At 42.3% G+C, this 25,065-nt stretch carries 21 protein-coding genes and 1 pseudogene; 12 read left to right on the top strand and 10 right to left on the bottom strand.

Annotation, left to right across the window (positions count from 1 at the left end; all coding sequences use genetic code 11):
* Positions 1 to 391 precede the first annotated feature (391 nt).
* The 9 genes from AB6F11_RS04600 to AB6F11_RS04560 all read left to right on the top strand — a co-directional run bounded on the left by AB6F11_RS04600 (position 392) and on the right by AB6F11_RS04560 (position 9,020).
* Positions 392 to 760: a late competence development ComFB family protein gene (locus tag AB6F11_RS04600; protein ID WP_017060104.1), complete on the top strand. Its 369-nt coding sequence runs from the start codon at positions 392 to 394 to the stop codon at positions 758 to 760.
* 40 nt (positions 761 to 800) lie between these two features.
* Complete coding sequence (locus AB6F11_RS04595; protein ID WP_004731023.1) at positions 801 to 1,082, top strand: HlyU family transcriptional regulator; 282 nt, start codon at positions 801 to 803, stop codon at positions 1,080 to 1,082.
* 300 nt (positions 1,083 to 1,382) lie between these two features.
* A complete protein-coding gene (gene pntA, locus AB6F11_RS04590; protein WP_017060103.1) occupies positions 1,383 to 2,930 on the top strand; it encodes a Re/Si-specific NAD(P)(+) transhydrogenase subunit alpha in 1,548 nt (515 codons plus the stop codon).
* A 10-nt stretch (positions 2,931 to 2,940) separates the two neighbouring features.
* Complete coding sequence (pntB, locus tag AB6F11_RS04585; RefSeq protein WP_017064580.1) at positions 2,941 to 4,338, top strand: Re/Si-specific NAD(P)(+) transhydrogenase subunit beta; 1,398 nt, start codon at positions 2,941 to 2,943, stop codon at positions 4,336 to 4,338.
* A gap of 289 nt (positions 4,339 to 4,627) precedes the next feature.
* Positions 4,628 to 6,100, top strand: a complete 1,473-nt coding sequence (gene vxrA / locus AB6F11_RS04580; RefSeq protein WP_102428373.1) for a sensor histidine kinase VxrA — start codon at positions 4,628 to 4,630, stop codon at positions 6,098 to 6,100.
* Positions 6,075 to 6,734 (top strand): response regulator transcription factor VxrB, encoded by a 660-nt coding sequence (gene vxrB / locus AB6F11_RS04575; RefSeq protein ID WP_017060099.1) that lies wholly within the window; start codon positions 6,075 to 6,077, stop codon positions 6,732 to 6,734. Before vxrA ends, vxrB begins: the two co-directional genes overlap by 26 nt.
* A complete protein-coding gene (locus AB6F11_RS04570) occupies positions 6,734 to 7,621 on the top strand; it encodes a DUF2861 family protein (RefSeq protein WP_029235234.1) in 888 nt (295 codons plus the stop codon). Before vxrB ends, AB6F11_RS04570 begins: the two co-directional genes overlap by 1 nt.
* Positions 7,622 to 7,671: 50 nt before the next feature.
* The gene (locus tag AB6F11_RS04565) at positions 7,672 to 8,826 is read left to right on the top strand and encodes a conjugal transfer protein TraF (RefSeq protein ID WP_104216042.1); all 1,155 of its coding nucleotides are present in this window, start codon (positions 7,672 to 7,674) and stop codon (positions 8,824 to 8,826) included.
* 41 nt (positions 8,827 to 8,867) lie between these two features.
* On the top strand, positions 8,868 to 9,020 hold the full coding sequence (locus AB6F11_RS04560) for a YoaH family protein (protein ID WP_004731009.1): 153 nt from the start codon (positions 8,868 to 8,870) through the stop codon (positions 9,018 to 9,020).
* 546 nt (positions 9,021 to 9,566) lie between these two features.
* Here the strand turns inward: AB6F11_RS04560 and AB6F11_RS04555 are convergent.
* From AB6F11_RS04555 to AB6F11_RS04545, 3 genes and pseudogenes are all read right to left on the bottom strand, one after another.
* Positions 9,567 to 10,055 (bottom strand): annotated as a pseudogene (locus AB6F11_RS04555) (GGDEF domain-containing protein); the annotation flags it as partial.
* A 1,030-nt stretch (positions 10,056 to 11,085) separates the two neighbouring features.
* The gene (yciH, locus tag AB6F11_RS04550) at positions 11,086 to 11,397 is read right to left on the bottom strand and encodes a stress response translation initiation inhibitor YciH (RefSeq protein ID WP_008221404.1); all 312 of its coding nucleotides are present in this window, start codon (positions 11,395 to 11,397) and stop codon (positions 11,086 to 11,088) included.
* Positions 11,398 to 11,400: 3 nt separating this feature from the next.
* Complete coding sequence (locus AB6F11_RS04545) at positions 11,401 to 11,769, bottom strand: DUF3319 domain-containing protein (RefSeq protein ID WP_017060095.1); 369 nt, start codon at positions 11,767 to 11,769, stop codon at positions 11,401 to 11,403.
* 100 nt (positions 11,770 to 11,869) lie between these two features.
* Between AB6F11_RS04545 and AB6F11_RS04540 the strand changes: the two genes are divergently transcribed.
* Positions 11,870 to 12,838 (top strand): tyrosine-type recombinase/integrase, encoded by a 969-nt coding sequence (locus AB6F11_RS04540; RefSeq protein WP_017060094.1) that lies wholly within the window; start codon positions 11,870 to 11,872, stop codon positions 12,836 to 12,838.
* A gap of 155 nt (positions 12,839 to 12,993) precedes the next feature.
* On the opposite strand, the gene AB6F11_RS04535 is transcribed toward AB6F11_RS04540, so the two are convergent.
* Complete coding sequence (locus AB6F11_RS04535) at positions 12,994 to 13,989, bottom strand: D-alanine--D-alanine ligase (protein ID WP_104216043.1); 996 nt, start codon at positions 13,987 to 13,989, stop codon at positions 12,994 to 12,996.
* A 179-nt stretch (positions 13,990 to 14,168) separates the two neighbouring features.
* A complete protein-coding gene (locus tag AB6F11_RS04530; protein ID WP_004730988.1) occupies positions 14,169 to 14,732 on the bottom strand; it encodes an SPOR domain-containing protein in 564 nt (187 codons plus the stop codon).
* A 216-nt stretch (positions 14,733 to 14,948) separates the two neighbouring features.
* On the opposite strand from AB6F11_RS04530, the gene AB6F11_RS04525 reads away from it, so the two are divergent.
* Positions 14,949 to 17,630: a bifunctional acetate--CoA ligase family protein/GNAT family N-acetyltransferase gene (locus tag AB6F11_RS04525; RefSeq protein ID WP_017069918.1), complete on the top strand. Its 2,682-nt coding sequence runs from the start codon at positions 14,949 to 14,951 to the stop codon at positions 17,628 to 17,630.
* On the opposite strand, the gene AB6F11_RS04520 is transcribed toward AB6F11_RS04525, so the two are convergent.
* Positions 17,622 to 18,509 (bottom strand): LysR family transcriptional regulator, encoded by an 888-nt coding sequence (locus AB6F11_RS04520; protein ID WP_102427927.1) that lies wholly within the window; start codon positions 18,507 to 18,509, stop codon positions 17,622 to 17,624. The two genes, AB6F11_RS04525 and AB6F11_RS04520, sit on opposite strands and share 9 nt — an antisense overlap.
* 222 nt (positions 18,510 to 18,731) lie before the next feature.
* Here AB6F11_RS04520 and AB6F11_RS04515 point away from each other — a divergent pair, with 222 nt between their 5' ends.
* Positions 18,732 to 20,879: a TonB-dependent hemoglobin/transferrin/lactoferrin family receptor gene (locus AB6F11_RS04515; protein ID WP_104216044.1), complete on the top strand. Its 2,148-nt coding sequence runs from the start codon at positions 18,732 to 18,734 to the stop codon at positions 20,877 to 20,879.
* Between the two features lie 358 nt (positions 20,880 to 21,237).
* Here AB6F11_RS04515 and galE read toward each other — a convergent pair whose 3' ends face one another.
* The 4 genes from galE to AB6F11_RS04495 all read right to left on the bottom strand — a co-directional run bounded on the left by galE (position 21,238) and on the right by AB6F11_RS04495 (position 25,051).
* A complete protein-coding gene (galE, locus tag AB6F11_RS04510; RefSeq protein ID WP_104216045.1) occupies positions 21,238 to 22,251 on the bottom strand; it encodes a UDP-glucose 4-epimerase GalE in 1,014 nt (337 codons plus the stop codon).
* A gap of 82 nt (positions 22,252 to 22,333) precedes the next feature.
* On the bottom strand, positions 22,334 to 24,310 hold the full coding sequence (locus tag AB6F11_RS04505) for a diguanylate cyclase domain-containing protein (protein WP_104216046.1): 1,977 nt from the start codon (positions 24,308 to 24,310) through the stop codon (positions 22,334 to 22,336).
* On the bottom strand, positions 24,310 to 24,846 hold the full coding sequence (locus tag AB6F11_RS04500) for a YfiR family protein (protein WP_104216047.1): 537 nt from the start codon (positions 24,844 to 24,846) through the stop codon (positions 24,310 to 24,312). Before AB6F11_RS04500 ends, AB6F11_RS04505 begins: the two co-directional genes overlap by 1 nt.
* The gene (locus AB6F11_RS04495; RefSeq protein ID WP_102394477.1) at positions 24,836 to 25,051 is read right to left on the bottom strand and encodes a hypothetical protein; all 216 of its coding nucleotides are present in this window, start codon (positions 25,049 to 25,051) and stop codon (positions 24,836 to 24,838) included. Before AB6F11_RS04495 ends, AB6F11_RS04500 begins: the two co-directional genes overlap by 11 nt.
* Between the last annotated feature and the right edge of the window lie 14 nt (positions 25,052 to 25,065).

The following is a 25,065-nucleotide window of genomic DNA, read 5'->3' as shown; positions in this document are numbered from 1 at the left end:
TTGCGTAAATTAGAGCAAAAACATAGTCATAGGTCGCTATTGGTGCAATCATTTTTATATGTATTTTGAGTTGCTATTAACCTTAGAACGAACTACACAGTATATATGAGAAATTAATTAGTCGTTATAGATACTTAACAAAATCTGCTCTGCTGCTCTTACGTTGGCGCTGTCACTTAAAGGGCTTGATGATCAGTTATCATTGAGTGACCTTTTCATTAAGCGACGAAGATCTGTAATGAAGTCAGAGTAAGATTAAATAATGCCTAAGTTTCAACTATGGACAGTAAAACCTATAACTGAGTTATAGAAAGCTACTAGGAATTGCATGGTTTCAAGTGACTTTAGAAACGACTGCGACTAGAAAAACCGCTACAAATGGAGGTGTGGTATGCAAATTAGTGTTGATGTACATAACTATATGGAAACTCTGGTCGGTCATGTATTGGCTACCGAGGAATATGTGTCTAGTTATACCAACGAACAGTTGGCCGATCTCGCGTGCTTGGCTTTGGGCCAGCTAAAACCTATCTATATTCGTTTTGATATCGATTTTCTGTCAGCATTGCCAGAAGACAAATTGGTGCTCTATAAACGCAATAGTGAGATCGCGGTCAAAAATGCAGAAAGTATGATTATTGACGATCGAAGACGTGAACGTGACGACAATGTGCCTGTTATATTTAGTCAACACAATTTTGACGATGACGTAGAATTGCAATGGTATGAAAAGCCGTTGTTGAACCGTAAACAGTCATGATAGTTTAGGGTGAATACGGTCATTTAAGGAGTAAAAAAACGTGGGATTCTTTTCTAGATTATTTGGTGGCAAAGAAAAAACCGAACAAAAAGTAGAGATTGAGCCAGTCGAATATAAGGGTTTCAATATCTATCAAGATGCCATTGCAGAATCTGGTCAATACCGTGTTGCTGGGCGAATCGAGAAAGAATTCGATGGTGAAATCAAAACTCACCGTTTTATTCGTTCAGATGTTGTTTCAAACAAACAAGATGCCGATGAATTGATGCTCAAAAAATCGCAGATGTTCATCGACCAAATGGGCGACAATATATTTAGCTAACCAATTAGGGTTAGAATTGATGTTGGTCATAATTTAGAGAGCTTTCAGTGTATATGCTGAAAGCTCTTTTTAGTTTTAGGGATAAAGAACAGCTAGTGAGTTGTTATTAAAAGGATTATTTGCAAGTGGTTTGACCTCTTGGTTCGAGACGGTCGTCATTTATCCGAATGAAGCGCTCAAATTCCATCCAAATCGTTATAAGTAATAACTTTTCCTGTTCTTTGAACAAAACGCTTGAAGTATTAGTTGTCGTTAGATACAAACGAATAAGTCATTCGTGCCAATAGTCAAGGAATAGCTATGCAAATTGGTGTACCAAGAGAAACGCTCGCAGGTGAAACGCGAGTCGCTGCTTCGCCGAAATCGGTAGAACAGCTTCTAAAATTAGGATTTGAAGTTTGTGTTGAATCACAAGCAGGTGCGTTAGCAAGTTTTGAAGATGCAGCTTATGAACAAGCTGGAGCAAAAGTTGTCACCGCAGATGAAGCTTGGAAATCCGATATTATCTTTAAAGTTAACGCTCCGATCGTTGACGAGTCTAAAAATGAAATCGATCTTCTTAAAGATGGCGCAACATTGGTCAGCTTTATTTGGCCTGCTCAAAATCCAGAGTTAATGGAACAATTGTCCAGTCGTAACATCAACGTGATGGCGATGGATTCTGTACCACGAATTTCAAGAGCTCAGGCGTTAGATGCATTGAGTTCTATGGCAAACATCGCGGGTTATCGTGCTGTTGTTGAAGCGGCGCATGAGTTTGGTCGATTCTTCACGGGCCAGATTACGGCTGCGGGTAAAGTTCCACCAGCAAAAGTACTGGTTGCAGGTGCTGGTGTTGCTGGACTAGCGGCAATCGGCGCTGCGGGTAGCTTAGGTGCGATCGTTCGTTCATTCGATGTTCGTCCTGAAGTTAAAGAACAAGTTGAGTCGATGGGCGCTGAATTCTTGGAAGTGGATTTCAAGGAAGACACCAGTGCTGGTGACGGCTACGCAAAAGAGATGTCTGAAGCATTCAATAAGAAAGCGGAAGAGCTTTATGCAGCTCAAGCAAAAGACGTTGATATCATCATTACTACGGCGCTGATTCCAGGTCGCCCGGCTCCGAAGCTGATTACCAAAGAGATGGTAGACAGCATGAGTGCAGGTAGTGTGATTGTAGACCTTGCGGCGGCCAATGGCGGTAACTGTGAATACACGGTTGCGGATCAAGTCATTACAACGGCTAATGGCGTGAAGGTGGTTGGTTACACTGATATGGTTGGTCGACTGCCGACTCAATCATCTCAACTGTATGCAACGAACCTAGTTAACCTTTTGAAACTGCTTTGCAAAGAGAAAGATGGCAACATCAATATCGACTTTGAAGATGTTGTTCTGCGTGGTGTTACTGTCGTTAAAGAGGGCGAGGTCACTTGGCCAGCTCCACCAATTCAAGTTTCAGCTCAACCACAACAAACTAAGCCAAAAGCGGCCAAACCAGAGCCTAAAGTTGAAGAACCTGTTTCTCCGATTAAGAAAGCGGCGGGTATGGCGGTAGCTGTTGGTGCATTCGCTTGGGTAGCTTCGGTAGCTCCAGCTGCGTTCTTATCTCACTTTACCGTTTTTGTTCTCGCTTGTGTGGTGGGTTATTACGTAGTTTGGAATGTAAGCCATTCTCTGCATACGCCTTTGATGTCCGTGACTAACGCGATTTCAGGCATCATTGTAGTAGGTGCACTGTTACAGATCGGACAAGGAAGTGGCGTCGTCACGTTCTTATCATTTATTGCCGTATTAATTGCAAGTATCAATATCTTTGGTGGCTTTACCGTGACCAAACGTATGCTTGAAATGTTCCGTAAAGACTAAGGAGTAACAGATGTCTGAAGGATTAGTACAAGCAGCTTATATTGTTGCTGCTGTATTTTTTATTATGAGCTTGGCTGGGTTATCGAAACAGGAATCTGCGCGTGCAGGTAACTATTACGGTATCACGGGTATGGCAATCGCGTTGATCGCAACGATCTTTGGCCCTCACTCTGCTGGTATTGTGTGGATCATCATTGCTATGGTGATCGGTGGTGGTATTGGTATCCACTACGCAAGAAAAGTAGAAATGACTGAAATGCCAGAGCTGGTTGCAATTCTGCACAGCTTCGTAGGTATGGCTGCAGTACTTGTAGGTTACAACAGCTACATCGATCCACCTGCTGCTGTTTCTATCAACCCTGCAGATATTCATGCAGAGCACGTTATCCATCTAGTGGAAGTGTTCCTTGGCGTGTTTATCGGTGCGGTGACGTTCACGGGTTCTATTGTTGCGTTTGGTAAGCTTCGTGGCGTTATCTCTTCGTCTGCATTGAACATCCCTCATAAGCACAAGTGGAATCTAGCGGCTATCGTAGTTTCTACACTGCTGATGATCATGTTCGTTAAAGCAGACGGCAGCATGTTCGCACTAATGGTGATGACACTTATCGCATTCGCATTCGGTTACCACCTAGTGGCATCGATTGGCGGTGCAGATATGCCAGTAGTTGTCTCTATGCTGAACTCGTACTCTGGTTGGGCAGCAGCAGCGGCAGGTTTCATGCTTGCAAACGATCTGCTTATCGTAACTGGTGCATTGGTTGGTTCGTCGGGTGCGATCCTGTCTTACATTATGTGTAAGGCGATGAACCGCTCTTTCATCAGCGTTATTGCTGGTGGATTCGGCCAAGAAGTGGTTGTGTCTGATGGCGATGAAGAGCAAGGTGAACACCGCGAAACATCAGCTGAAGATGTGGCTGATATGCTGAAAAACTCTAAGTCAGTAATCATCACTCCTGGATACGGCATGGCAGTAGCTCAAGCACAATACCCAGTGCATGAAATCACTGAGAAGCTACGAGCGCAGGGCATTAATGTTCGATTTGGTATCCACCCAGTTGCTGGTAGGTTACCGGGTCACATGAACGTACTGCTTGCTGAAGCGAAAGTGCCTTACGATATCGTTCTAGAAATGGACGAAATCAACGATGACTTCGATGAGACAGATACTGTATTGGTAATTGGTGCGAATGACACCGTAAACCCTGCAGCACTTGAAGATCCAAACAGCCCAATTGCTGGTATGCCAGTACTTGAAGTTTGGAACGCTCAGAATGTTATCGTATTCAAGCGTTCGATGAACACAGGTTACGCCGGTGTGCAAAACCCACTGTTCTTCAAAGAGAACACGCAGATGCTGTTTGGCGACGCTAAAAAGAGTTGTCTAAGTATCTTAGAACATCTATAGAGATCACCTCTAAACAATATGTAACAACTCGATAAGGAGCTCATTTGAGCTCCTTTTTTTATCTTACGAAAGCGACTCTATGTGTGATCTCAGTTGATACGAAGTTGACGAAGCCTGATGCAAAACTTGTCGCAATTGAGGTTTGGCTTGCCAATCAGCCTACTAGTACGTATGTACAATGTGGCCGTAATATATTGGCCTTTAACTCTGTAGCTCGCCATTCTCAATGTTTTTCATGCGGTTAAAAATTTATCTTTGATAGCGAATGGTATATATTTGGTTGATCTATATGAATTTGCGTTGGTTTGTGATCATCAAAAGAACATTTACTCTTCTTATCGCTACGTTGTCTGTGTCTGCAAACGCATTTGCTGACTCTTTACCTGAGCGTATCGATAATTTCACCAAACTCTTTGATCATGAAACGGCAATCGAATCTTACGATATTCGAGTGCTACAGGCTGATTATCCAACACGTTTGATCATGCCGTCTTCTATGCTGCCACAAACAGCAGAGTACCCGTTAAAAGACATTCAGCGCTTGTACCAGTTATCAAAAACCTGTAGTGGTAAACTGCCGTTAAGCCCTTTGATTACTGAGCCTTTAGTTTTTACTCGTGCAATGTGTAAAGGCACCAAGCTTTCTGACCGTTGGTTTAGCCGTAGTGGTTTGATTCACCCTGGCGGCGGTTCTTATGCGGCACGATACGTTGAGAAGTACCCAGAAAAATTCGACTCTCTGAAGCGCTTTATGCATATTCAAGAGCGACCAAACACCGAACACGATGAACTACTGTCTCGCTTGCAACAAATGGATAGCGAAGCAATCACCGCGCTGTTAGCGGGTGCGAGTATGTTTGTTGAGCTTGATGAGATGTGGGTAAAACGCGGCTACAGATATTACCTGTATAAAAAATCAGTCTGGAACGAAAATGCCACGCTTGCTGGGTTATCGTTTAGCTTGTCTTCAGAAGGTAAAAGCTGTTTTGTCCAGCGTGGTAATGTGTGTTGGGAAATAGAAGATCATTCAGAGCTTCTGCAAGTCGCCATGTTTATCTTGGTTATTGCCAACATCATGCTTGTCTTAGGTTGGGCGATTTACCGCTGGAACAGCAAGAAACAAGAGATGAAGAGTCGCATGCTGGTTCTTCAAATCCTAACGCACGAATTAAGAACGCCGATTGCGAGTTTGTCATTGACGGTGGAAGGGTTCAGGCGTGAGTTCGAACACTTACCAGAATCGGTATATGATGAGTTCCGTAGGCTGTGTGAAGATACACGCCGTTTAAGACAGTTGGCGGAAGCAAGTAAAGATTACCTGCAATCAGATAATCAACCGCTCGCAACAGAGTGGGTGCCAAGTGTTGAAGAGTGGCTCCAATACAAAGTTGAAGAAGACTTTGCGCCGGGGATTGAACTCCGTGTAAACAAAGATATAGCTGCAAAAGTGAACGTATATTGGTTGGGAACGTGCATCGATAACCTAATCAGAAATGCCGTGAAATACGGTGTGGCTCCAGTAATTCTAGAACTGAATACTTCTGACAAGAAGCTGACATTCAAAGTTATAGATAATGGAGACTTGTCTCGCAAAGATTGGGGGCAACTAAGAAAGCCATTCGTAAGTAAGAGTGGACTCGGTTTAGGTCTGACGATAGTGGAATCTATGGTTGGAAAAATGGGCGGTCACATGACGCTTATCGGCCCCCCAACAACATTTATTTTGGAGATACCTTGTGAAACAGACATTGCTTCTCGTTGAAGATGATAAAAATTTAGCTGACGGTTTATTAGTTAGCCTTGAGCAAGCTGGATATGAATGTTTGCATGCAGAACTGATCTCTGAAGTTGAAGGCTACTGGGAACAAGCGGATCTAGTGATTCTAGACCGTCAACTTCCTGATGGCGACTCAGTAGATTCACTTCCAGGTTGGAAGAAAAAGAAAGATATCCCAGTTATTTTGCTGACGGCTCTCGTGACAGTAAAAGACAAAGTAGCGGGCCTAGATTCAGGTGCAAACGACTACTTAACAAAGCCATTCGCAGAGGCTGAGCTATTTGCTCGAATTCGTGCTCAACTTCGCCTGCCAGATTCTGAAGAACAAGATGCATCAAAAGTTATCGCTCAGAATCTTGTTATCGATAAAGCGACACGTGAAGTGTTTTTCAATGAACAGGAAGTAACGTTAACGCGCACTGAATTTGACCTTCTACTGTTCTTGGCAAGTAACCTTGGACGTGTGTTTACACGTGATGAACTGCTTGACCATGTATGGGGTTACAACCATTTCCCAACAACACGTACGGTAGACACGCACGTTCTGCAACTAAGACAGAAACTGCCGGGTCTAGAAATTGAAACGCTGCGTGGCGTTGGTTACAAGATGAAAGCGTAATGAGAATAGCCTTACTTCCACTATTAATGTTTTCTTGCGTAGCGAATACCGCGCAAGCAACGGATTGGTTTAAGAGCAGCGATGCTCTGACTCAAGTTCATAAACATCTGCTAGATAATGATTTACCTCAGATGTTTGACTCATTAGTGGAAGTTTGGCAAATCAACTCGTCTCAATCACGAGAAGATCACCTCAATGAACTGTTCGATCAAGCATTGAACAAAGATTGTGGTAAAACTCTCACCAGAAAAACACTCCCAGATTGGATTAGTTCAGTCGTCGTTAAAAGACACATCATTCAAAGCCCTGGCCGAGATACCTTTCGTGTATCGATTAATGTTGAATCCGAAAACAACATTCAAGACATTACCTTCGAGAAGTGGGTCGATAAGATCGTTTCTTCGGACAGTGAGTTAACCAAAGACAGTGAAGTGGTTAACAACGCATCGGTGAGTCTATACCGCAAGCGTTACAATTTAGCCTCTCAACTTGAATCCGGTTTATACCGTTTAAGCGTTAAAGGTGATGGCGGAAAGTCTTGGAGCACTTGGGTTGTTTTGGGTGAAGTTGCCATGCGTCAACAAGTTCGCTGGGCATCAAAAGACACGTGGCGAATCGATAAAAAAGAACTACTCAATCCTTATTGTCCGCTCCCTAAGCTCGAAATCGGTTTGTACGATTACGTTGATGAACACTATGAACAGGTCTGGGGCAAGAGCTACGAATCTGATTATCCAATGAACCTTACTGGTGAAGAACTTCCTAATGATCGCTATGTTTTAGCGGTTTCAATGGTGCATTCACGCTGGCAAGGCGACATAGCGATAGAACAAGCACAAACTATCAGCAAAACTTATGATATTTCTAGCGAAGAAGAGTTAAAGTAATTTAAAATTGTGCCGTTAACTATGTAAGGGATCTAACAAAGATAAACGGCATGAAAAAAACCACAAAACTACTCGCAGCGTCAATTGCATTCGCCAGTCTTCCTCTTTCAGCAGCAAACTACGCCATTGAAGCGCGTGGTGATGCGATGGGTGGTGTTGGTGTTGTTTCAGCAAACTTCCTAACTGCTCCATTCTATAACCCAGCACTTGTTGCGATTTATCGTCGTAATGATGACATGGGAATGATCACGCCAAGTTTTGGCGGTAATTATAATGACCCTAATAACTTAGTTGATGATATCGATAATTTAGTTGACAGCATTGAGTCAGGTACTGTGACTGGTTCTGATCTAGATGCTCTTAATGGTGATAGCCTGAATGTTGATTTAGGTGGTGTTGTAGCATTCGCTCTACCAAATCAGTATATTGCAGCAAACGTATTTGCAAAAGCATACACTGAATCATTTGTAACCCCTGATACATCTAGTGACGCTGCTAATAGTGACTTGGTTAATGCTGAGTTAACTGCTGTTAAAGCTGTTTCTATTGGCATTATGGAAGCTGGTATATCATTAGCAAAATATCAAACGTTCATGGGACAACATTTGTCGTTTGGTATTTCTCCAAAACTCCAAAGAATCTATACGTATAACTACATTGCCTCGGCACAAAACTACGATCTAAGTGATGTTCGAGAAAACGACACCGCGGAAACTACATTTAATATTGATGCAGGTGCGCTTTGGTTTTACGGCCCATTTAGAGTGGGTTTTTCTGCAACGAATATTATAGACCGTGAGATTGAAACTAAATCCGTTAGCCAACTGCTAACAAGCAGCACAGGGGCTACAAGAACAGTAACATCGAGTCATTCTTATAACCTGGGGCCTGTCTACACTGTTGGTGCGGGGATCGTTTCTGATTACTTTACGTTGAGTGTTGATTATGATTTGAATGAAGCAGAGAAGTTTACTTCGTTCGAAGACAACGAACAGATGATTCGTGTTGGTACTGAAGTCGACCTGTTACGTCAGCTTAAGCTAAGGGGAGGGTATTACAAGAACCTGGCTTACTCTGATTCAGAAGGAACAGTGACAGCTGGTGTTGGTATCTCGCCATTGAACTTGTTTCAGCTAGATCTAAGTGCTAACTACACGAATGAAAATGCAATGGGTGCATCCATCAATTTCCTTGCTAGTTACTAACAGTCCTTATATAGTTCTGCTCCTAAATAAAGGAGCAGAGCATGCTAAACGACTTACCAACCCTTTCTCACGAAGAACAACAGAAAGCTGTTGAACGAATTCAAGAAATGATGACCCAAGGCATCAGCACAGCACAAGCTATCAAAATCGTTGCTGAGCAAATCCGTGAAGAAATGAGTAATAAAGAAGAGTAGGGCATCAGCCCTTCTTTTTTAATACGATAGTGCACTATAACTAAATATATTACCCTCTAGTATATTATCTCGTACATACCTACTCTTTAGTTTCTCTAAATCCCGACCTGTCCAAAACTCTTAAATACTTTTTATTCAAAAAGTTATGTCGGAGTGATCCACTTTTCAGGCTTTACTTGGCTTTGGGTTGTAATTAAATTACAGCAAGACCTGAAAGTAAAACAATCACCACTTTGGGTGTCAGTATTTGTGTCACCGCACCTAAGTGGCTAAATATATGGTGTTTTTACGGCTAGTGACGTCGTGACTTGTATTTTGAACGGATGAGAATCCATGAATGTTCAGAAGCAGACAAATGATGATTTCATCGAAGAACAGAGTGAGACAATCCACAGCGGTAATGTTCAAAACCGATATCGCGAATGGCTTACCACCGCTTAGAGCAAGCTTCGTTGCCACATATGTGCTTTACAGAATAAGTATTTAAAAAGCTTACGAGGCGTAAGGTGTTGTGTCGAAGTCGATTAAGGAATGCGGCGCGTATCAATTTGAGAATGCTAAATTGATGTGTTTTCTATTGGGGAATGATAAGTCTAAGCGATAGAACTTGTTAGAAATAGGGTCGCTTTGAGCGCTGTAGTTGTCGTCGTGGTTACGTATGTAGAATCGAAACCTTGGCTCCTCTTGACCTTCATATTCTATATTGATGGTGACCGAATCGAACGTTGAGAGATCGAGCCCTTTATTTTGGGTCGATATAACGAACTCAATTTCACAGAAGGGTAAGCTATAGGTTTGTTCAAAGTCACACTGTAACTCAATTCCATCTTCTGACTTATGTAATGAGCCTACGGTGCCACCATCGTAGTCTCTGTCCGTATTTACGCGCGTAGGTTATCTGTCAGGTGTGATGATGTAGTTCTTATCCATGAGCGTATTAAAAGAGATCAACGACACTAGCGTGATTGCTAGGCAAAAATACGCGCCCAGCGACAGATATATGCCTAAATAGCGTTGTTTTTGTTCGGTATTTATACGAAAGGTAACGTTTTAAGGGGATAATAATTTAACTGTGTAAATATACAGTTGTTATTTTGGTTCTTTATTTTGTGTTTCCATAGGACCAAGCTTTACCTGTACAGCTAGCTACAGTGTCACTTTACTTATTGATTACATGTGTCGATAAACATTATAAGCTTTCTAATCTCAGGCGGTAACACCATTGCGACTTCAAAGCAGGCATATCAGTTAGAGAAAACAAGTAAAGAAAAACTAAGCGCAATGGGTTTAAAGTAACTCTTAGGTTTATTACCAAAGCTACCTAAGTCCAATTGAACGTAATTTCAGGGCAAACCGTGATTATGGATCTCCCAAGTATCGGTGTTGTGTACTAGCAATAAGTGTAATGAATCTATGCAAACTGAACACAAAGTACTAACTCTAGAGAGAATCGTTAAGAAGGTTTGAAAAATCTGTGTGCGGGTCTACATAAGACACACGAACTTTATTAGTTGATGGATTTAAACGAGAGCTAAGCATGTGCAGTTGATAAGAAACATTGGTCGCGTGTGTGAAATCTGGAATAGAAACAACAGCAATGCTTACAAGAATTGCACACAGCGCAGCGAACCGTTAGTGCAAACAGAGAAGTGGCATATAAGTTAAACCAGACGGACAAAGTTTCGCGTCAATTAGATTTTCTGAATGAAGATTGAATTGTGTAGACGCTGGCCGTACATATAATTATTAGATTTCAAATGCGATAAGAAAACTCTGAACGGCGCAAGAAGCGTGAGAGTCAGTTGGAACAAGGATTTTAAGGACAAAAGATGAGAATACTACCTTTAGAATTAACTACACGTATTATTAACTGCGTATTATGTACGTTATGTTAAATGGTGTTTGGTATTTATAAGGCAGGTATCTTTGTGTGATGCCCTGCCTTTGTATTGTGCCGATATTCTCTAATTTATACTGTGTATTTAACCAAACTGGCTATTTACCATAAAATACCTAATAACCAGTGATAATAATCTTCGATTTTAACCCTGGTATTAGTTAGAGATTAACCGCCAGCAAATTTAACTTTGTAGCCTTTCTTTTCAAGGTGCGCTTTGATCTTGTCGCGCGCGTCACCTTGAATTTCGATGTTGCCATCTTTTACGGATCCACCACAGCCGCAAACTTTCTTGAGTTCTGCTGCCATTAGTTTTAATGGTGCGTCATCTAGGTCTAAGCCAGTTACGACAGAAACGCCTTTGCCTTTACGGCCTTTGGTTTCTTTTTGGATTCGAACGATACCATCGCCTTTAGGACGTTGGACTTTCTCTTCTTCAGGCTTAATGCGACCTGTTTCTGTTGAATATACTAGGCTCATAATTTACTTCTTTTGTTGCTCTGCTTTTTGTTTTGCGAGTAAGTAAGCTTCTATATGGCGTTGGATTGCAACCTTGCCGCCTTTGATTAAGCGACCGTTAAACATGCAATACCACGCATTAGGCTCACCGGTATCATTCTTGATTTGGTAGCCGTTGAAGTTTTCAGTCGAGCCACCAGTTCCTCTCGACTTATTTAATGACATGAATTCTTTTGGATCAATAATAGATGCGGTATCAATCCACCAATCAATACTCTTTTTCACGGCAGCTAGGTTGCCCTGAATAACGTTGTTTTTTAACTTAGCACGCCAAACTGTGTTGTTAGCATCTATCGATTGAAGATGGACGCTTCGGTAAATTGAATTAGCCATATCTATTAATCATCTTTCTGTTTTCACTGCATTAATCATAAGTATACTAATAATGATATCAAGCATAATATGGTAAAAACACCTGTCGAGGTATGGTAATTTGAGAAAAAAAGTCCCTATTTTAACTGACTCTGTGATAATTAATTCATTTGTTGAAAAATTAAACAGCAACGCGACAATAGAAATTATAGATGAGTTGACAGGATTTCAATACTCTCGCAATTCACTGTTGGGCATTTACAGTGATTGGAATCGCTATCATGCGTTCTGTACCAAACATCGTATTAACACACTTCCCGCATCTATAACCGCTGTTCGTCGTTTTCTTGAAACGGAGTCTAACGATAGAAAATACGCATCGCTAAAACGTTACACTGCAACGCTTAGCATGTTACATACTGTGTTGAGCTTTGCTAACCCGATCAAGCACAGGCAAGTTCGCTTTACCCTACTCCACTTACAATCTCAAATGGCCGGTGACGCTAAACAAACCAATGCTATGACATCTGTGCATCTCACTGATTTGAATACGTTACTCTCCCATGAGAAAGCAAACCTGAAAGAGATCAGAGACATTGCTATTTATAACGTGATGTTCGAGTGTGCTTTAAAGCGCTCAGAGCTTAAGTTGTTATCGATGAGTGATGTTGAGTACGTTGAAGATCATTACCAAGTAACAGTCAAAGATTCGGCTTATCAGTTGTCACAAATAGCCAGTGTTGCACTTCAACGTTGGCTTTCGTTTACTGGTATACAAGATGACTTGCCAGTATTTCGTGCGATAGACAAGCATGAGAATATTGGTTTGCAGCCTTTAGATGATTCGTCCATCTATAGGATATTGAGAAGAGCTAGCGACTTACTTCAACTGCCAGAAAATCACCATTTCTCTGGAAATTCGATTCGTGTTGGTGCTGCACAAGAGTTGTCGAAACAAGGTCTTAAGGTGAGAGAGATTCAGGACTTTGGTCGTTGGCTTAGCCCGGCAATGCCAGCTCAATATGTCGGTTTCACGGGAACGGCTGATAGTGAGAAGATGAAGTTTAAGGCGTTAATACCTTGGCAATGACGGGTCGCAGATTACTTGGATATTACTATTTTGATATAAGTTATGGTTAAAACGATATTTGTAAAAACGGTTAGCGTTAAAAACAAAAAGCGCCTTGGCGAAAGCTCAAGGCACTTGTTGGTTCAGCTCTAAGTGAACGAAAACGAGTTAGAAACCTAAGAAAGGCTTGTTCTCACGCAGTTTTCTAAGAACTGGCTGAATTTGTGGCCATCATGTTCAACCATTTTAGGGAACATGGAAATTGGCGTCATACCTGGGAAGGTGTTGACTTCATTCAGGTAGATCTCGTTGTCTTGCGTTAAGAAGAAATCGATACGAGATAAGTGACGAAGTTTCATTTGGGTGAATACTTTGCGAGCACTGTCTGCAATTAACTCTAGTTGTTCGTCTGTTAAGTTATTTGCTTCAACTTCGGTAATTGAGTGGCTGTCTGAGCTGTATTTCTCTTCGTAAGAGTAAAATGCGCCATTAGGTGCAATCACCTCGCCCGGTTTGCTGATGTGTAGCTCACCATCGATTTCATAAGCGGCAACTTCGAGCTCTCTAGGCACAACTGATTTCTCAACCAGCACTTGATCAGAGAAGGTAAACGCCTTATTGATCGCTTCGCTTAAGTCTTCCACTTGGTTAACTTGGTAACAGCCTACAGAAGAACCTTGACGAGCCGCCTTCACGAACACTTTGCCCCAACTTTCAAAAGCTTGAGTCGCTTGTGAATGCGCTTGGTCGTTGTTGTCTGATAAAAACAGATACGGCGTGTTTGGGATGCCAAGTGCGTCGTACCAAAGCTTTGACGTGATTTTGTTGAAGCTGTTGTTGCTCGCTTCAGAGCCACAGCCTAAGTACGGAATCTTAGCCATTTCAAACAATGATTGAATGTCACCTGTTTCACCCGGGAAGCCGTGAATACAAGGCACAATGAAATCGACTTTAGACTCTAGGTTGTCGCCACGTAAGGTTTGATTATTGATATCTAGATAAACCAATTCACCTGAATCAAGACACCAGCCTTCGTTTTTAATTTCAACTCTGACAACGTTAAAATCTGCAACGCTATTCAGTTGTTCAAAAAGGTAATTGGCTGAAACTAAAGAGACTTCATGCTCTGAAGATCCACCGCCACAAAGTAGAAGGATGTTAATGGTGTTCATGGGTAAATTCGGTCCTTGAAACTAGGAATACTGACTTCAATGATAAACAAAAGTCGAAATAGGTACAGTGTTTTGAACGTTAAAATTGTGTTCGAAAGATCGAGCGATTAACTATTAAACAAAACTGTTGGTCTTAAAACAAAAGAAGGAGCATTTGCTCCCTCTTTCTGAATTAAAACTTAGTTCAACTTGTTAAGCGTTGGGTATTCAGAGTTCTTGATGTCATCAATGCTCTTAACAAACGGCTTCAAGTTTTGGAAAGTGGTTGGCAGCGTTGAGATTGCTTTTTTAGCTTCTAAGCGTGTTGCGTAATCACCGTAAAGTACTGTGAACCACTTAGTGCCGTTAACCATTTTGTAGTTTTCCCAAACTGGTTGAGAAGTCGTAGGTAGCATTTTCACGAAAGAATCGACTTTACTCTGGCTGCCAACAGCAACAACTTGAACCGTGTAACCAAAGCGCTGGTTCATATCTTGTTGTTTCTTCGTTGGGCCTGTCACTACTGCAACCGGCTTAGCTTTAGTTGTTTGAGTGACTTTCTGCTCAACAGGTTCGGTTCTGATCACGTTGACAACGTTTTCTTCAACAACGCCTGTTTGCTCAGATTGAGATACAACTGGAGCTTCAACTTTTGCCGTTTTGTACTCTTCTTGATAACTATCTGAAGTTACATTTGTAACGTAGTCGTCAGATACACATGCAGCCAAGAGCAGTGGCAAAGTAACAATTGCAAATTTTTTCATGGAAAGCTCTATATCCTTAATAATAATTACTATAAATCATGCCGATACGTCGGTTTAGAATCAAGTTAACTTTGAGATTATACACCATTAGTGGGTGACCTATTTCACAAACTTTATGCAGTGTTTGCTTATTCATCTGAATTCGGTGAATTTGCCATCAACTCGTGAGTGAAAAGTAAGTTACGATGAACTTACGTGCATTGCTAGGATATGTCTATGAATCATCTTGATCCCCTCCTTAAACCCCGCTCAATCGCTGTTGTTGGTGCTTCTCAACGAGAAACGCGCGCGGGATATATCGTCATGAACAATTTATTGCACGGGGATTTTAAAGGTGCGGTGATGCCCGTTACGCCGAAATATGATTCAGTGGCCGGTGTGCTTTCTTACAAGAACATTTTGTCGTTACCGATTGTTCCTGACCTCGCAATCTTGTGTACCAATGCGACCCGTAATGTCGCTATTTTTGAAGAACTGGCTGAGAAAGGTATAGCCTCTGTCATTGTGCTTTCTTCAGACATGCAGCAAGAAAGCGATAATGGTGAGACGTATGATGAACGATGCCTAGCGATTGCCAAAAAGCACAACATTCGAGTGTTGGGTTCCAATAGTTTGGGGGTGATTGTTCCTTGGTTAAATTTGAACGCCTCATTCTCTCCAGTGACAGCATTACCCGGTAAGATCGCCTTTGTTTCTCAGTCGGCAGCTGTGTGTACCACTATTCTCGATTGGGCTAATGACAAAGAGATCGGTTTTTCGGCGTTTATCTCTATAGGCAATGGTAGCGATATCGAATTCTCGGAGTTATTGGATTATCTCAGTACCGACTCTCACACCGAAGCGATATTGCTTTATGTAGACAGCATTACTGATGCGAGGCGCTTTATTTCTGCAGCGCGTGCGGCTTCGCGTAACCGACGAATTTTGGTGTTGAAAGGCGGTCGAACGGCGAAAGGCAGAGCCGCAGCAATGGCTCACACTGGCGGTGCCGACACATTAGATATTATTTATGATTCCGCAATCCGACGCAGCGGCATGCTACGAGTTAAGAACTTACATGAACTGTTTGCTGCGGTAGAAACACTGACTCATTCAGTACCATTGCGAGGCGAGCGCTTGGCTATTGTTACTAATGGTGGCGGCCCTGCGATTATGGCTGTGGACACCCTATTTGACCGCGGTGGTAAGCTCGCAGAGTTTTCAGAAGAGACACTTGATAAGTTGAACAAGGTTTTGCCATCGAGTTGGTCTCATAGCAATCCTATCGATATTGTCGGCGACGCTGGTGATCAACGTTATATCGACACTATAAACATCTTACTCGATGGCGATGAAGCAGACGCGATTCTTATCATGCACAGCCCTTCAGCGGTCGCACATTCCGCTAAAACGGCAGAACGAATTATTGAAGCGATTAAGAAGCACCCTCGCCACAAGCGCTTTAACATCCTGACGAATTGGTCTGGTGAGCTAACAGCAAGGCCCGCACGAAAGCTGTTTACCGAAGCGGGTTTCCCAACTTATCGGACCCCTGAAAGCTCTGTGGTCGCATTCATGCACTTAGTCGAGTACAGACGTAACCAACGTCAGTTAATGGAAACGCCGACCACTGCAGAAAAAGTACACATTGAAGATCTAGCAGATGCGAAAGGTTGGATAGAAAGAAAACTACTGGATAAAGACACAGTTAGCCTTGATACTCACCAAAACAGTCAGTTTTTCAAGAGCTTCAACCTCGATGTGTTACCAACTTGGATCGCTTCTGACCCAAGTGAAGCGGTACACATCGCTGAAACGATCGGTTATCCCGTCGCAGTAAAATTACGTTCGCCGGATATTGCACATAAGTCAGACGTACAAGGCGTGATGCTCAATTTGCGAAACAGCAGTGAAGTTGCCAATGCGGCTCAGGCAATTCTCGATCGTTCTCAATTATCCTTCCCTACAGCAAACATCCACGGCTTGTTAATTCAAGGTATGGCTAAGCTCGCGGGCGGCCAAGAGTTGCGTATTAAGGTTACAACAGACGAAACCTTCGGCCCAATCATATTACTTGGACAAGGTGGTTCGGAGTGGGATGAGTCGATTGATGCCGCAGCTGCTTTTCCACCGCTCAACATGACACTGGCGCGTTACTTGATTATTCGAGCGATAAAAAGCGGCAAGATTCGTCTACAAAAACTCCCTAACCCCATCGATATAGAAGGTTTGTCTGAGTTATTGGTACGTATATCGCAAATGGTAGTGGATTGCCCTGAAATACATGATTTGGATATCCATCCAGTACTGGCCAATGGTGACAAGTTCACGATATTAGATGCCGATATCATCTTGAAAGCGTACGAAGGCGATCCACAGGAACGTCTTGCGATTCGCCCTTATCCGGTCGAGCTTGAAGAACGTATCCAGCTAAAAGATGGAACCGAAGTGTTGTTACGCCCTATTCTTCCCGAAGATGAACCGCTTCATGCTGACTTCATTAACCGTGTGTCTAAGGAAGATCTCTATAAGCGTTTCTTTAGTGATGTCGGTGAATTCAATCATGAGGCGTTGGCGAATTTCACTCAGATTGATTTCGATAGAGAAATCGCCTTTGTGGTCGTTCGCGAGGAACAAGGCGTTCCAGCGATCATCGGCGTGTCCCGTGCGCTGATTAACCCTGAGAACACAGACGCCGAATTCGCAATATTGATTCGTTCTGACCTTAAAGGTGTTGGTCTAGGTCGCATTCTTATGACCAAGGTTATCGATTACTGCCGTGCGAAGCAGACCAAGCAGATGTCGGGTATGACGATGCCAACCAATAGAGGGATGCTGACACTAGCTCAAAAGCTCGGTTTTAAGCTAGATATCAGTTTTGAAGATGGTACTGCAGATATGGTGTTACCGTTACTTTAACGCCCATGTCTTTTTAAGATGTTGGATACACCAAGACTTGGCGTCGCCCATTTTGTTGCGTCGCCAAGCCATAACAATATCGATCGGTTGTGGTTCTGTACCGGAGATCTGCTGTAGTACGCCAGATTCAATCAAAGGTTTAGCGACACTATTCGGTAAGGTGCCAATCCCTAGTCCTGATGTCAAAGCCTCTACTTTCGCAGGAAAGCTTGTCACGGTTAAACGAGGCTGTTTCTCTAGAATATTGATGCTTAGTGCTGGCTGATCGCGTGCGGTGTCTGCAATGGCAATAACCCTGTAACTTTCTCTCGCCTTCTGATCGAATTCACCAGAACGCTTGTGAACATAGTGGCTTGATGCCGCGACCCACACCATCTCCATTTTACCAATTACGTCACTTTTCATATCGTTTGGAATTGTCTCGAGCTTAGGGCATATCAATAAGTCAGCACGACCATCTGTGAGAGATTCCCAACAACCCGCTAAGATTTCCTCTTGCAAACGAACGCGTGTTTTACTGATTTTTCCTAGTTCATCTACCAGTGGGAAAAAGTTAGCAATCGGGATAATGCCATCAAAGGCGATAGTTAGATCTAGCTCCCAACCATTAGCAAGAATACTCGCATCGTTAACGAGTTGTTCAGTCGCACCAAGAATTATCCTGCCTTGTTCTAGTATTAACTGCCCCGCTTCCGTGAAATTTGCACGATGCCCAGACCGATCAAAAATCATGATGTCTAGATCTTGCTCCAACTTCTGAATTTGGTAACTCAATGATGATGGCGCTCGGTCCATTTCATTCGCTGCTGCGGCGAAACTTCCACGACGATCGATAGCATCTAGTATGTGTAATGCTTCAAGTGTTATTGGGCTATGCATAGCTTTCCTACTATAAATTGAGATTTACATCACAAAAACAGAAGCATTCACAAAATGAATGGAACTGAATAAGTCTTTTTAATACAAGTAATTAAGAGCATTAATTATGAATTAGTTGATAAAGTTGAAAATTAATTAAATGCAAATAATAGTAATTATCATTTAGATCCAATATCATCTTCGCAAATCAAGATAATACTATGGAACTAAGGTAACTATCAGATGTATAAGCAATCCCTACTCTCTGCTTCAATCGTTTTAGCGCTTTCATCAACGTCAGCCTTTGCTGAAGATTATGCCCTATTTGATGAGGTTGTTGTATCCTCGACGCGCACGAATCAAACACTTATCAATACAGCGGCTTCTGTTGCAGTCATCTCCGATGAGCAAATCGAAGAGAACATGGCAAAAAATGTTAACGAAATCTTCGAATACACTCCAGGTGTAACGATGAACTCGAGCTCTCGACAAGGTGCACAAACCATCAACATTCGTGGCATGGAAGGTAAGCGCGTAAAGATTTTAGTGGATGGCTCATCGCAACCAGGTTCATTTGATGGTGGCCCTTACGCATTTATTAACTCTAGCGGTATTTCAATCGATCCCGATATGCTGAAAAGTGTCGAAATTATCAAAGGTGCGGCTTCAAGTTTACACGGAAGCGACGCTATTGGTGGTGTTGTCGCCTTTGAAACTAAAGACCCTTCTGATTTCTTAAAAGATGGAGAAGACTTTGGCGGTCAAGCGAAACTGTCTTACTCTTCAGAAGATAACTCTTTCAGTGAGCACGTTGCATTAGCTAATCGATTCGATGACCTAGAAACATTGGTAGCCTACACTCGTCGAGATGGTGAAGAGTTGCAAAACTTCCGTAACCCTAACGACTTAGAGAACTACGCTGTAGAAGGTCAAGATACTTCAGCAGATAATCTTTTGGTTAAGTTGCAATATCAGTTAAACGAAAGTCATCGTATCGAGTTTTTAGCTGAGCTAATCAAAGATACTTCAGACTCTGACATCTACCACTCAAGCTACGATAGCTATACAGGTGCTGATGACACAACGCAAAATCGATTCGCTATTAAGCACATTTGGTTCGCTGATGGCACAATTGCCGATACTGTAACGAGTAAAGTATCGTACATTTCTAAAGAAGAGAATGGTGTAACTAAGCGCTTTAAACCTGCAGGCCCAGGTATGCCACCTTGGGTACCAGCTAACAACGACAACTTACAAACAAAAGACTACGAGTACACTGAAGATAAGCTTGAAATCGAGACTCAGCTAGATAAAGAAATTAACAACCATTACCTAGTGTATGGTGCAACTTATACACATAGTGACATCAGCAACACCAATATGGAGTATAACTCTGATCCTGCTACTGATAACCAACTTTATGTATATACTCCAGATGCTAAGGAGCAAAAATTTGGCTTGTTTATTCAAGACGAAATTAGCTTAGTGAATGACAAACTTATTGTTACCCCTGGTGTACGCTTTGACTATTTCTCAACTGATCCTGGTAACAACACCACTGAGACGTTGAGTGATTTCTCAGATTCTGCGGTAACTGGTCGTTTAGGTTCAACATATAAACTTACAGATACAGGCACTATTTTTGGCCAAATTAGCCAAGGCTTTAGAGCCCCTTCTTTTGATGAACTTTACTATACATATGATAACCTTGGACATGGGTACGTAAATGATCCAAATCCAGATCTTAAATCAGAAACCAGTATTTCATACGAGCTAGGCTATCGTCACAACACTCAAGCTTCATCATCTGAAATCGCGGCCTACTACAGTGACTACGATGACTTTATCGAGACAGTGGTTACGAAAAAGGTTGGTGGAACAACGCACTATTCTAACGTTAACTTGGATTCGGCAACGATAAAGGGGATTGAATTCTCGAACACGTTACTTTGGGATGTCTTGGTTGGTGCGCCTAAGGGTATTTCAACTCACTTCGTAGCTTCATACACAGAGGGTGAGGACGGAAACGGAAATGCACTAAATAGTGTTAACCCTTGGAATGCGGTGTTAGGTCTTAACTATGATGCGCCAAACCAAAATTGGGGTACTAGCGTTAAGTTAAACTACACAGCTGACAAATCTGGTTCAGACATCAACTTCGATGACGAAAGTGGCGGTAACGCAGGCCAGGCTGAGCTTCCAAGCGCAACAGTTGTTGATTTAACAGCTTACTACAAACCAATGAAGGATCTGACGATTCGTGGTGGTGTGTTCAACTTAACTAACGAAGAGTACTACCGTTGGAATGATATTCGCGGTGATGATGAACTTTACAAAGAGAACACTCAAGCGGAAAGAAACTACGGTATTTCAGCTAAATACGAATTCTAACTCGTTAGAAAACTTAACGACAGAATCTGATACAGCAGAAACTAAAAAGCCAGCTTAATTGCTGGCTTTTAATTTATTTCACTAAAAAATTGTATAAAAAAGGTAATAAGTGAAATTACTTCTCTGCCATCTCTTTTTTAACCATTACTGCAGCAGCAACGATGAAAGTGATGATTAGGCCTAGTTCCATGATTAACTCCAAAGAAAATTAACATTAAACATATAATTCGCGAGCATAATAACACAGCGGATACAGAATGATACTTTTTAACCACTAATTTACTTTTTATTCGATTAAGATCAAAAAAGATGCCCGAAAGCATCTTTTTGTATATTAATCATTCATGAAACTACTAGATCAGCCAGGGAAACCATTAGGATTTGTTGACTGCCAGCGCCATGTATCTTCCGTCATTTCAGTCAATGTACGAGTCGCATTCCAGCCGAGCTCTTTTTGAGCTTTAGCAGGGTCTGCCCAACACTCTGCGATGTCACCAGGACGGCGTTCAACTAGCTTGTAAGGGATCTCTTTACCGCTTGCTTGTTCGAATGCTTTAACCATGTCTAACACACTTGAACCGTTACCCGTACCAAGGTTGTAGATATGAAGACCGTCTTTGCACCCTACTTTCTCAAGCGCTGCGATGTGGCCATCAGACAGATCCATTACGTGGATGTAATCGCGAACGCCAGTCCCGTCTTTTGTTGGATAATCGCTACCAAATACAGATAGGAATTCACGGCGGCCCACTGCTACTTGAGAGACAAATGGCATTAGGTTATTTGGGATACCTTGCGGGTCTTCACCTAGCTCACCACTTGGATGTGAACCTACAGGGTTAAAGTAACGCAGCAGTGTAATGCTCCAATCAGGATTGGCTTTTTGGAAATCGGTTAAACACTCTTCAACCATTAGTTTACTACGACCATATGGGTTGGTAGCGCTTGTTGGGAAGTCTTCAGTAATTGGCACACTTGCAGGATCACCGTATACCGTTGCTGAAGAGCTAAATACCAAGGTTTTTACACCCGCATCACGCATTGCATCAACAAGAACTAAAGTGCCGTTTACGTTGTTGTCGTAGTATTCAAGAGGCTTTTCCACAGACTCTCCGACGGCTTTCAGACCAGCAAAATGGATAACCGCTTCGATGTTGTGTTGCTTCATAGTTTCAGTCAAAAGCGCTTTATCACGAACGTCACCTTCAATGAAGTTGGGACGAACGCCCGAGACTTTTTCGATGCGCTCTAGAACGCTTGGTTTACTGTTGTACAAGCTATCAAAAAGTACAGGTGTCATACCTGCGTTGATCATCTGGATACTTGTATGGCTACCAATGTAACCCATGCCACCTGTAACTAAAACATTCATGCTTAGCAGACCTTTTAATTAAAAATATTCAACCTATCACTTATGATACAACAACTTAGGGTGAGCTCACAAACACCGGTGCCTATTTACCCTCACGAGCGAACACAAACTGACCTTTTCCTTTGCGTTTCGCTTGGTACATAGCCTCATCAGCAACCTTTAGAATCACGTCAATATCACGCTCTGAGCCATCAACTAAATTGATACCTAAGCTCGCCCCAACATGAAGTGAACGCTGTTTATAATTCACTTCTTGCCCGATCAGATCCAACAATCGCTCGGCTAACTTCGCTAATAAGACTTTGTTTGTCTGTTTAATAATAAGAACAAATTCATCACCCGACAAACGTGCAACCAAATCCCCCGCTCTTACCTGAGATAATAACCGGTTTGACACTTCTTTAAGGATTTCGTCACCCGCATCGTGACCATAGTTGTCATTCACTTCTTTGAAGCCATCCAAATCCAAGTAAATAACCGCAAAATGCTGATTTGAATAGTGGCTCGACGTGACAACATCATCCATAACCTTATACAGCTGCGCTCTATTCGCTAACCCGGTTAATGCATCGTGATGAGCCAAGTGTTCGAGTCTTTCCATCTCTTTAACGTTGGATAAATCAGACAGCGTTAATACCATATCAAACTCGTCTTTCTCGTTGTCTGAGGCAATTCGATTCACTTTGACAAACATTGGAACTAACGTGCCGGACGCGCTTTTCTCCCACACTTCGCCTTGCCATTGACCATAGTTGTCTAACGAACTGCGAATTGTCGGCATCAATGATGAAAATTGCTGCCACGAAAATACTTCAAATGGTGTTTTGCCCACCAGCAGATCAGAGTGATAACCGAGAAGTTGTGTGATCGCCGGGTTAACCATGGTTATCACATTGGATGAGTTGAGCACGATCAAGCCGTCTTTACTGTTTTCGAAAACACCCGCAGCAATACGTTGGCGACTCATGGCCGTTTCTATGTCGGTGACATCTTGGATTGCATAAAGAATACGACCATGTTTTGTCAAAGAACGACTGCTCACACGAAGCCAGCGTTTTGATTGAAAGAGATCGGTGGTTTCCAGCAATTCGTCATTAAGTTCAATATTGGCATCAATAACATCTTGTAAGTAACCCGTTTGCTTGGTCGCGATCAACTCTTGGATCAACAAATTCTCAAGAAAGGCTTCCGAGCATTTAAAAATATCCCGAGTAGCTGCGTTCGCATGAAGAATGAGCCCTTTTTCATCCACCACCAACAAAGAGTGCTGAACGGTTTCAATGACCTCATTTGCGAATGATTTTTCTTCTTGTAACTTGTCTAACGTAAAATTGATTTGGTTATCGCGATTTTGAAGCCTTTCTAACATGGTATTGAAAGCTCGAACCAGATCGCCGATTTCATCGCGGTTCGTTACGACTAATTTAGGCTGCTTCGAACGACGCTCAACAAAGGCTTGCATCGCCTCATTGAGGTCAAACATCGGTTCAATAATCAAGCGTTGCACCAATTTGACCACTACTCCGCCTAACATCACCAGAAACAACAGGTAGACGACCGCAACCTTGAAAATATTCGTTAAGATCGAATTAAACGTCTCTTTCGATATTGTTACTCTCAAGTTCGCGATCACTGCGCCATCCAGTGTCACTGGAACGAGCAAGAAGATGAAATGCTCAGAGATGGCAAATTGATGATCGGCGATATCGTCTAATTCTTCTGCGTTTGGCCTTGGAACCAGAGTGTTGCTCACCTGATAGCTGGCAAAAAGCTGTTCGTTGATGTCATAGAGCTTCACTCTAACAATATCTTTATCTGCGACGAAAGCTGACAATATTTCCTGAGCCGATGACTTGTCTTCAAATAAAATCGCGGCTTGCAAGTTATAAGCAACACCTTGTGCTAGCACTTTAACACGCTGAATAAGACTCTCTTTCTCTCTCTCAAACGTGACAGTGTAATTTACCGATTGGATCGTGACAAAAGTGACTGCGATGAAGATGATAATGGGTAATATCAGCTTGTTTTTAATCGATATGTTATTAATGAAAGACAACATTATTGGCCCTCCACTATAGCGATTCGTAACAGGTTCGAGCCAATGACGTAGTCACCGCGCCTTGCGTTCTCTAGATTGATCTTAGGTTTGAGCTTATTATCGATGTGCGTGAGTTCAATGATTCCACCTAAGTCCGTAAAGTTAGGGATATCACTGATTGTCACAGTATGTGGCGAGTGCTCTTGACTAAGAAATTGGTCATTTTTACGGTCAGACAAATACGTAATATCACACTTAGAAGTAATCGACTGTTGAACTCGGATAGCGAGCGAACGAATAGATTTCCCTTGTGTAATCGACGTCAGTGCTTTGCTTACCTTCTCATCGCCAATCACACAGAAGTTAACCGTATTCATGGTGCTCTCGTCGTTCCAACGAATAAAGTTGGCAATTCTAAAAAGGTACACCGCTTTCACTTCATAAGGCTTGAAACTAGCCGCCGATGTATTCAAAGGCACAATAAACATAGCTATAGTGGCAAGGCTGAGTTTCGTAAAACCGAGCTTAATACGGTACTTGAGCCACTTAGAATTCATGAGAGATCCTCACATATACGGACTCTTGGTTGACACAAATCTCGGTAAGTTTTTGTGTCACTTTCGAAGCCGTTTCCATTTCGACATCTAACATAGACAACTCTTCAAGGCTCATCGACATCAGCTGGTCTAGAGAGTTTTCTTGAGCAGAGACAAAAACAGGTATCGTTAATGCTAGTCCTAAGCAAACCTGGCGGGATATCATGTGCTCACCTAATA

The organism is Vibrio sp. 10N.247.311.14 (assembly GCF_041467715.1).
Classification (GTDB): Bacteria; Pseudomonadota; Gammaproteobacteria; order Enterobacterales; family Vibrionaceae; genus Vibrio; species Vibrio crassostreae_C.
This window is presented reverse-complemented; position numbering and strand designations above follow the sequence as displayed.

Bases quoted from the DNA above. Each gene is read 5' to 3' on its own strand.
- AB6F11_RS04560 (WP_004731009.1), top strand. From the start codon at position 8,868: ATGCTAAACGACTTACCAACCCTTTCTCACGAAGAACAACAGAAAGCT.
- AB6F11_RS04505 (WP_104216046.1), bottom strand. From the start codon at position 24,310: ATGTTGTCTTTCATTAATAACATATCGATTAAAAACAAGCTGATATTA.
- vxrA (WP_102428373.1), top strand. From the start codon at position 4,628: ATGAATTTGCGTTGGTTTGTGATCATCAAAAGAACATTTACTCTTCTT.
- AB6F11_RS04530 (WP_004730988.1), bottom strand. From the start codon at position 14,732: ATGAAAAAATTTGCAATTGTTACTTTGCCACTGCTCTTGGCTGCATGT.
- AB6F11_RS04520 (WP_102427927.1), bottom strand. From the start codon at position 18,509: ATGCATAGCCCAATAACACTTGAAGCATTACACATACTAGATGCTATC.
- AB6F11_RS04495 (WP_102394477.1), bottom strand. From the start codon at position 25,051: ATGATATCCCGCCAGGTTTGCTTAGGACTAGCATTAACGATACCTGTT.
- AB6F11_RS04545 (WP_017060095.1), bottom strand. From the start codon at position 11,769: ATGGCTAATTCAATTTACCGAAGCGTCCATCTTCAATCGATAGATGCT.
- AB6F11_RS04565 (WP_104216042.1), top strand. From the start codon at position 7,672: ATGAAAAAAACCACAAAACTACTCGCAGCGTCAATTGCATTCGCCAGT.
- AB6F11_RS04535 (WP_104216043.1), bottom strand. From the start codon at position 13,989: ATGAACACCATTAACATCCTTCTACTTTGTGGCGGTGGATCTTCAGAG.
- AB6F11_RS04600 (WP_017060104.1), top strand. From the start codon at position 392: ATGCAAATTAGTGTTGATGTACATAACTATATGGAAACTCTGGTCGGT.
- pntA (WP_017060103.1), top strand. From the start codon at position 1,383: ATGCAAATTGGTGTACCAAGAGAAACGCTCGCAGGTGAAACGCGAGTC.
- AB6F11_RS04570 (WP_029235234.1), top strand. From the start codon at position 6,734: ATGAGAATAGCCTTACTTCCACTATTAATGTTTTCTTGCGTAGCGAAT.
- yciH (WP_008221404.1), bottom strand. From the start codon at position 11,397: ATGAGCCTAGTATATTCAACAGAAACAGGTCGCATTAAGCCTGAAGAA.
- galE (WP_104216045.1), bottom strand. From the start codon at position 22,251: ATGAATGTTTTAGTTACAGGTGGCATGGGTTACATTGGTAGCCATACA.
- pntB (WP_017064580.1), top strand. From the start codon at position 2,941: ATGTCTGAAGGATTAGTACAAGCAGCTTATATTGTTGCTGCTGTATTT.
- AB6F11_RS04515 (WP_104216044.1), top strand. From the start codon at position 18,732: ATGTATAAGCAATCCCTACTCTCTGCTTCAATCGTTTTAGCGCTTTCA.
- AB6F11_RS04500 (WP_104216047.1), bottom strand. From the start codon at position 24,846: ATGAATTCTAAGTGGCTCAAGTACCGTATTAAGCTCGGTTTTACGAAA.
- AB6F11_RS04525 (WP_017069918.1), top strand. From the start codon at position 14,949: ATGAATCATCTTGATCCCCTCCTTAAACCCCGCTCAATCGCTGTTGTT.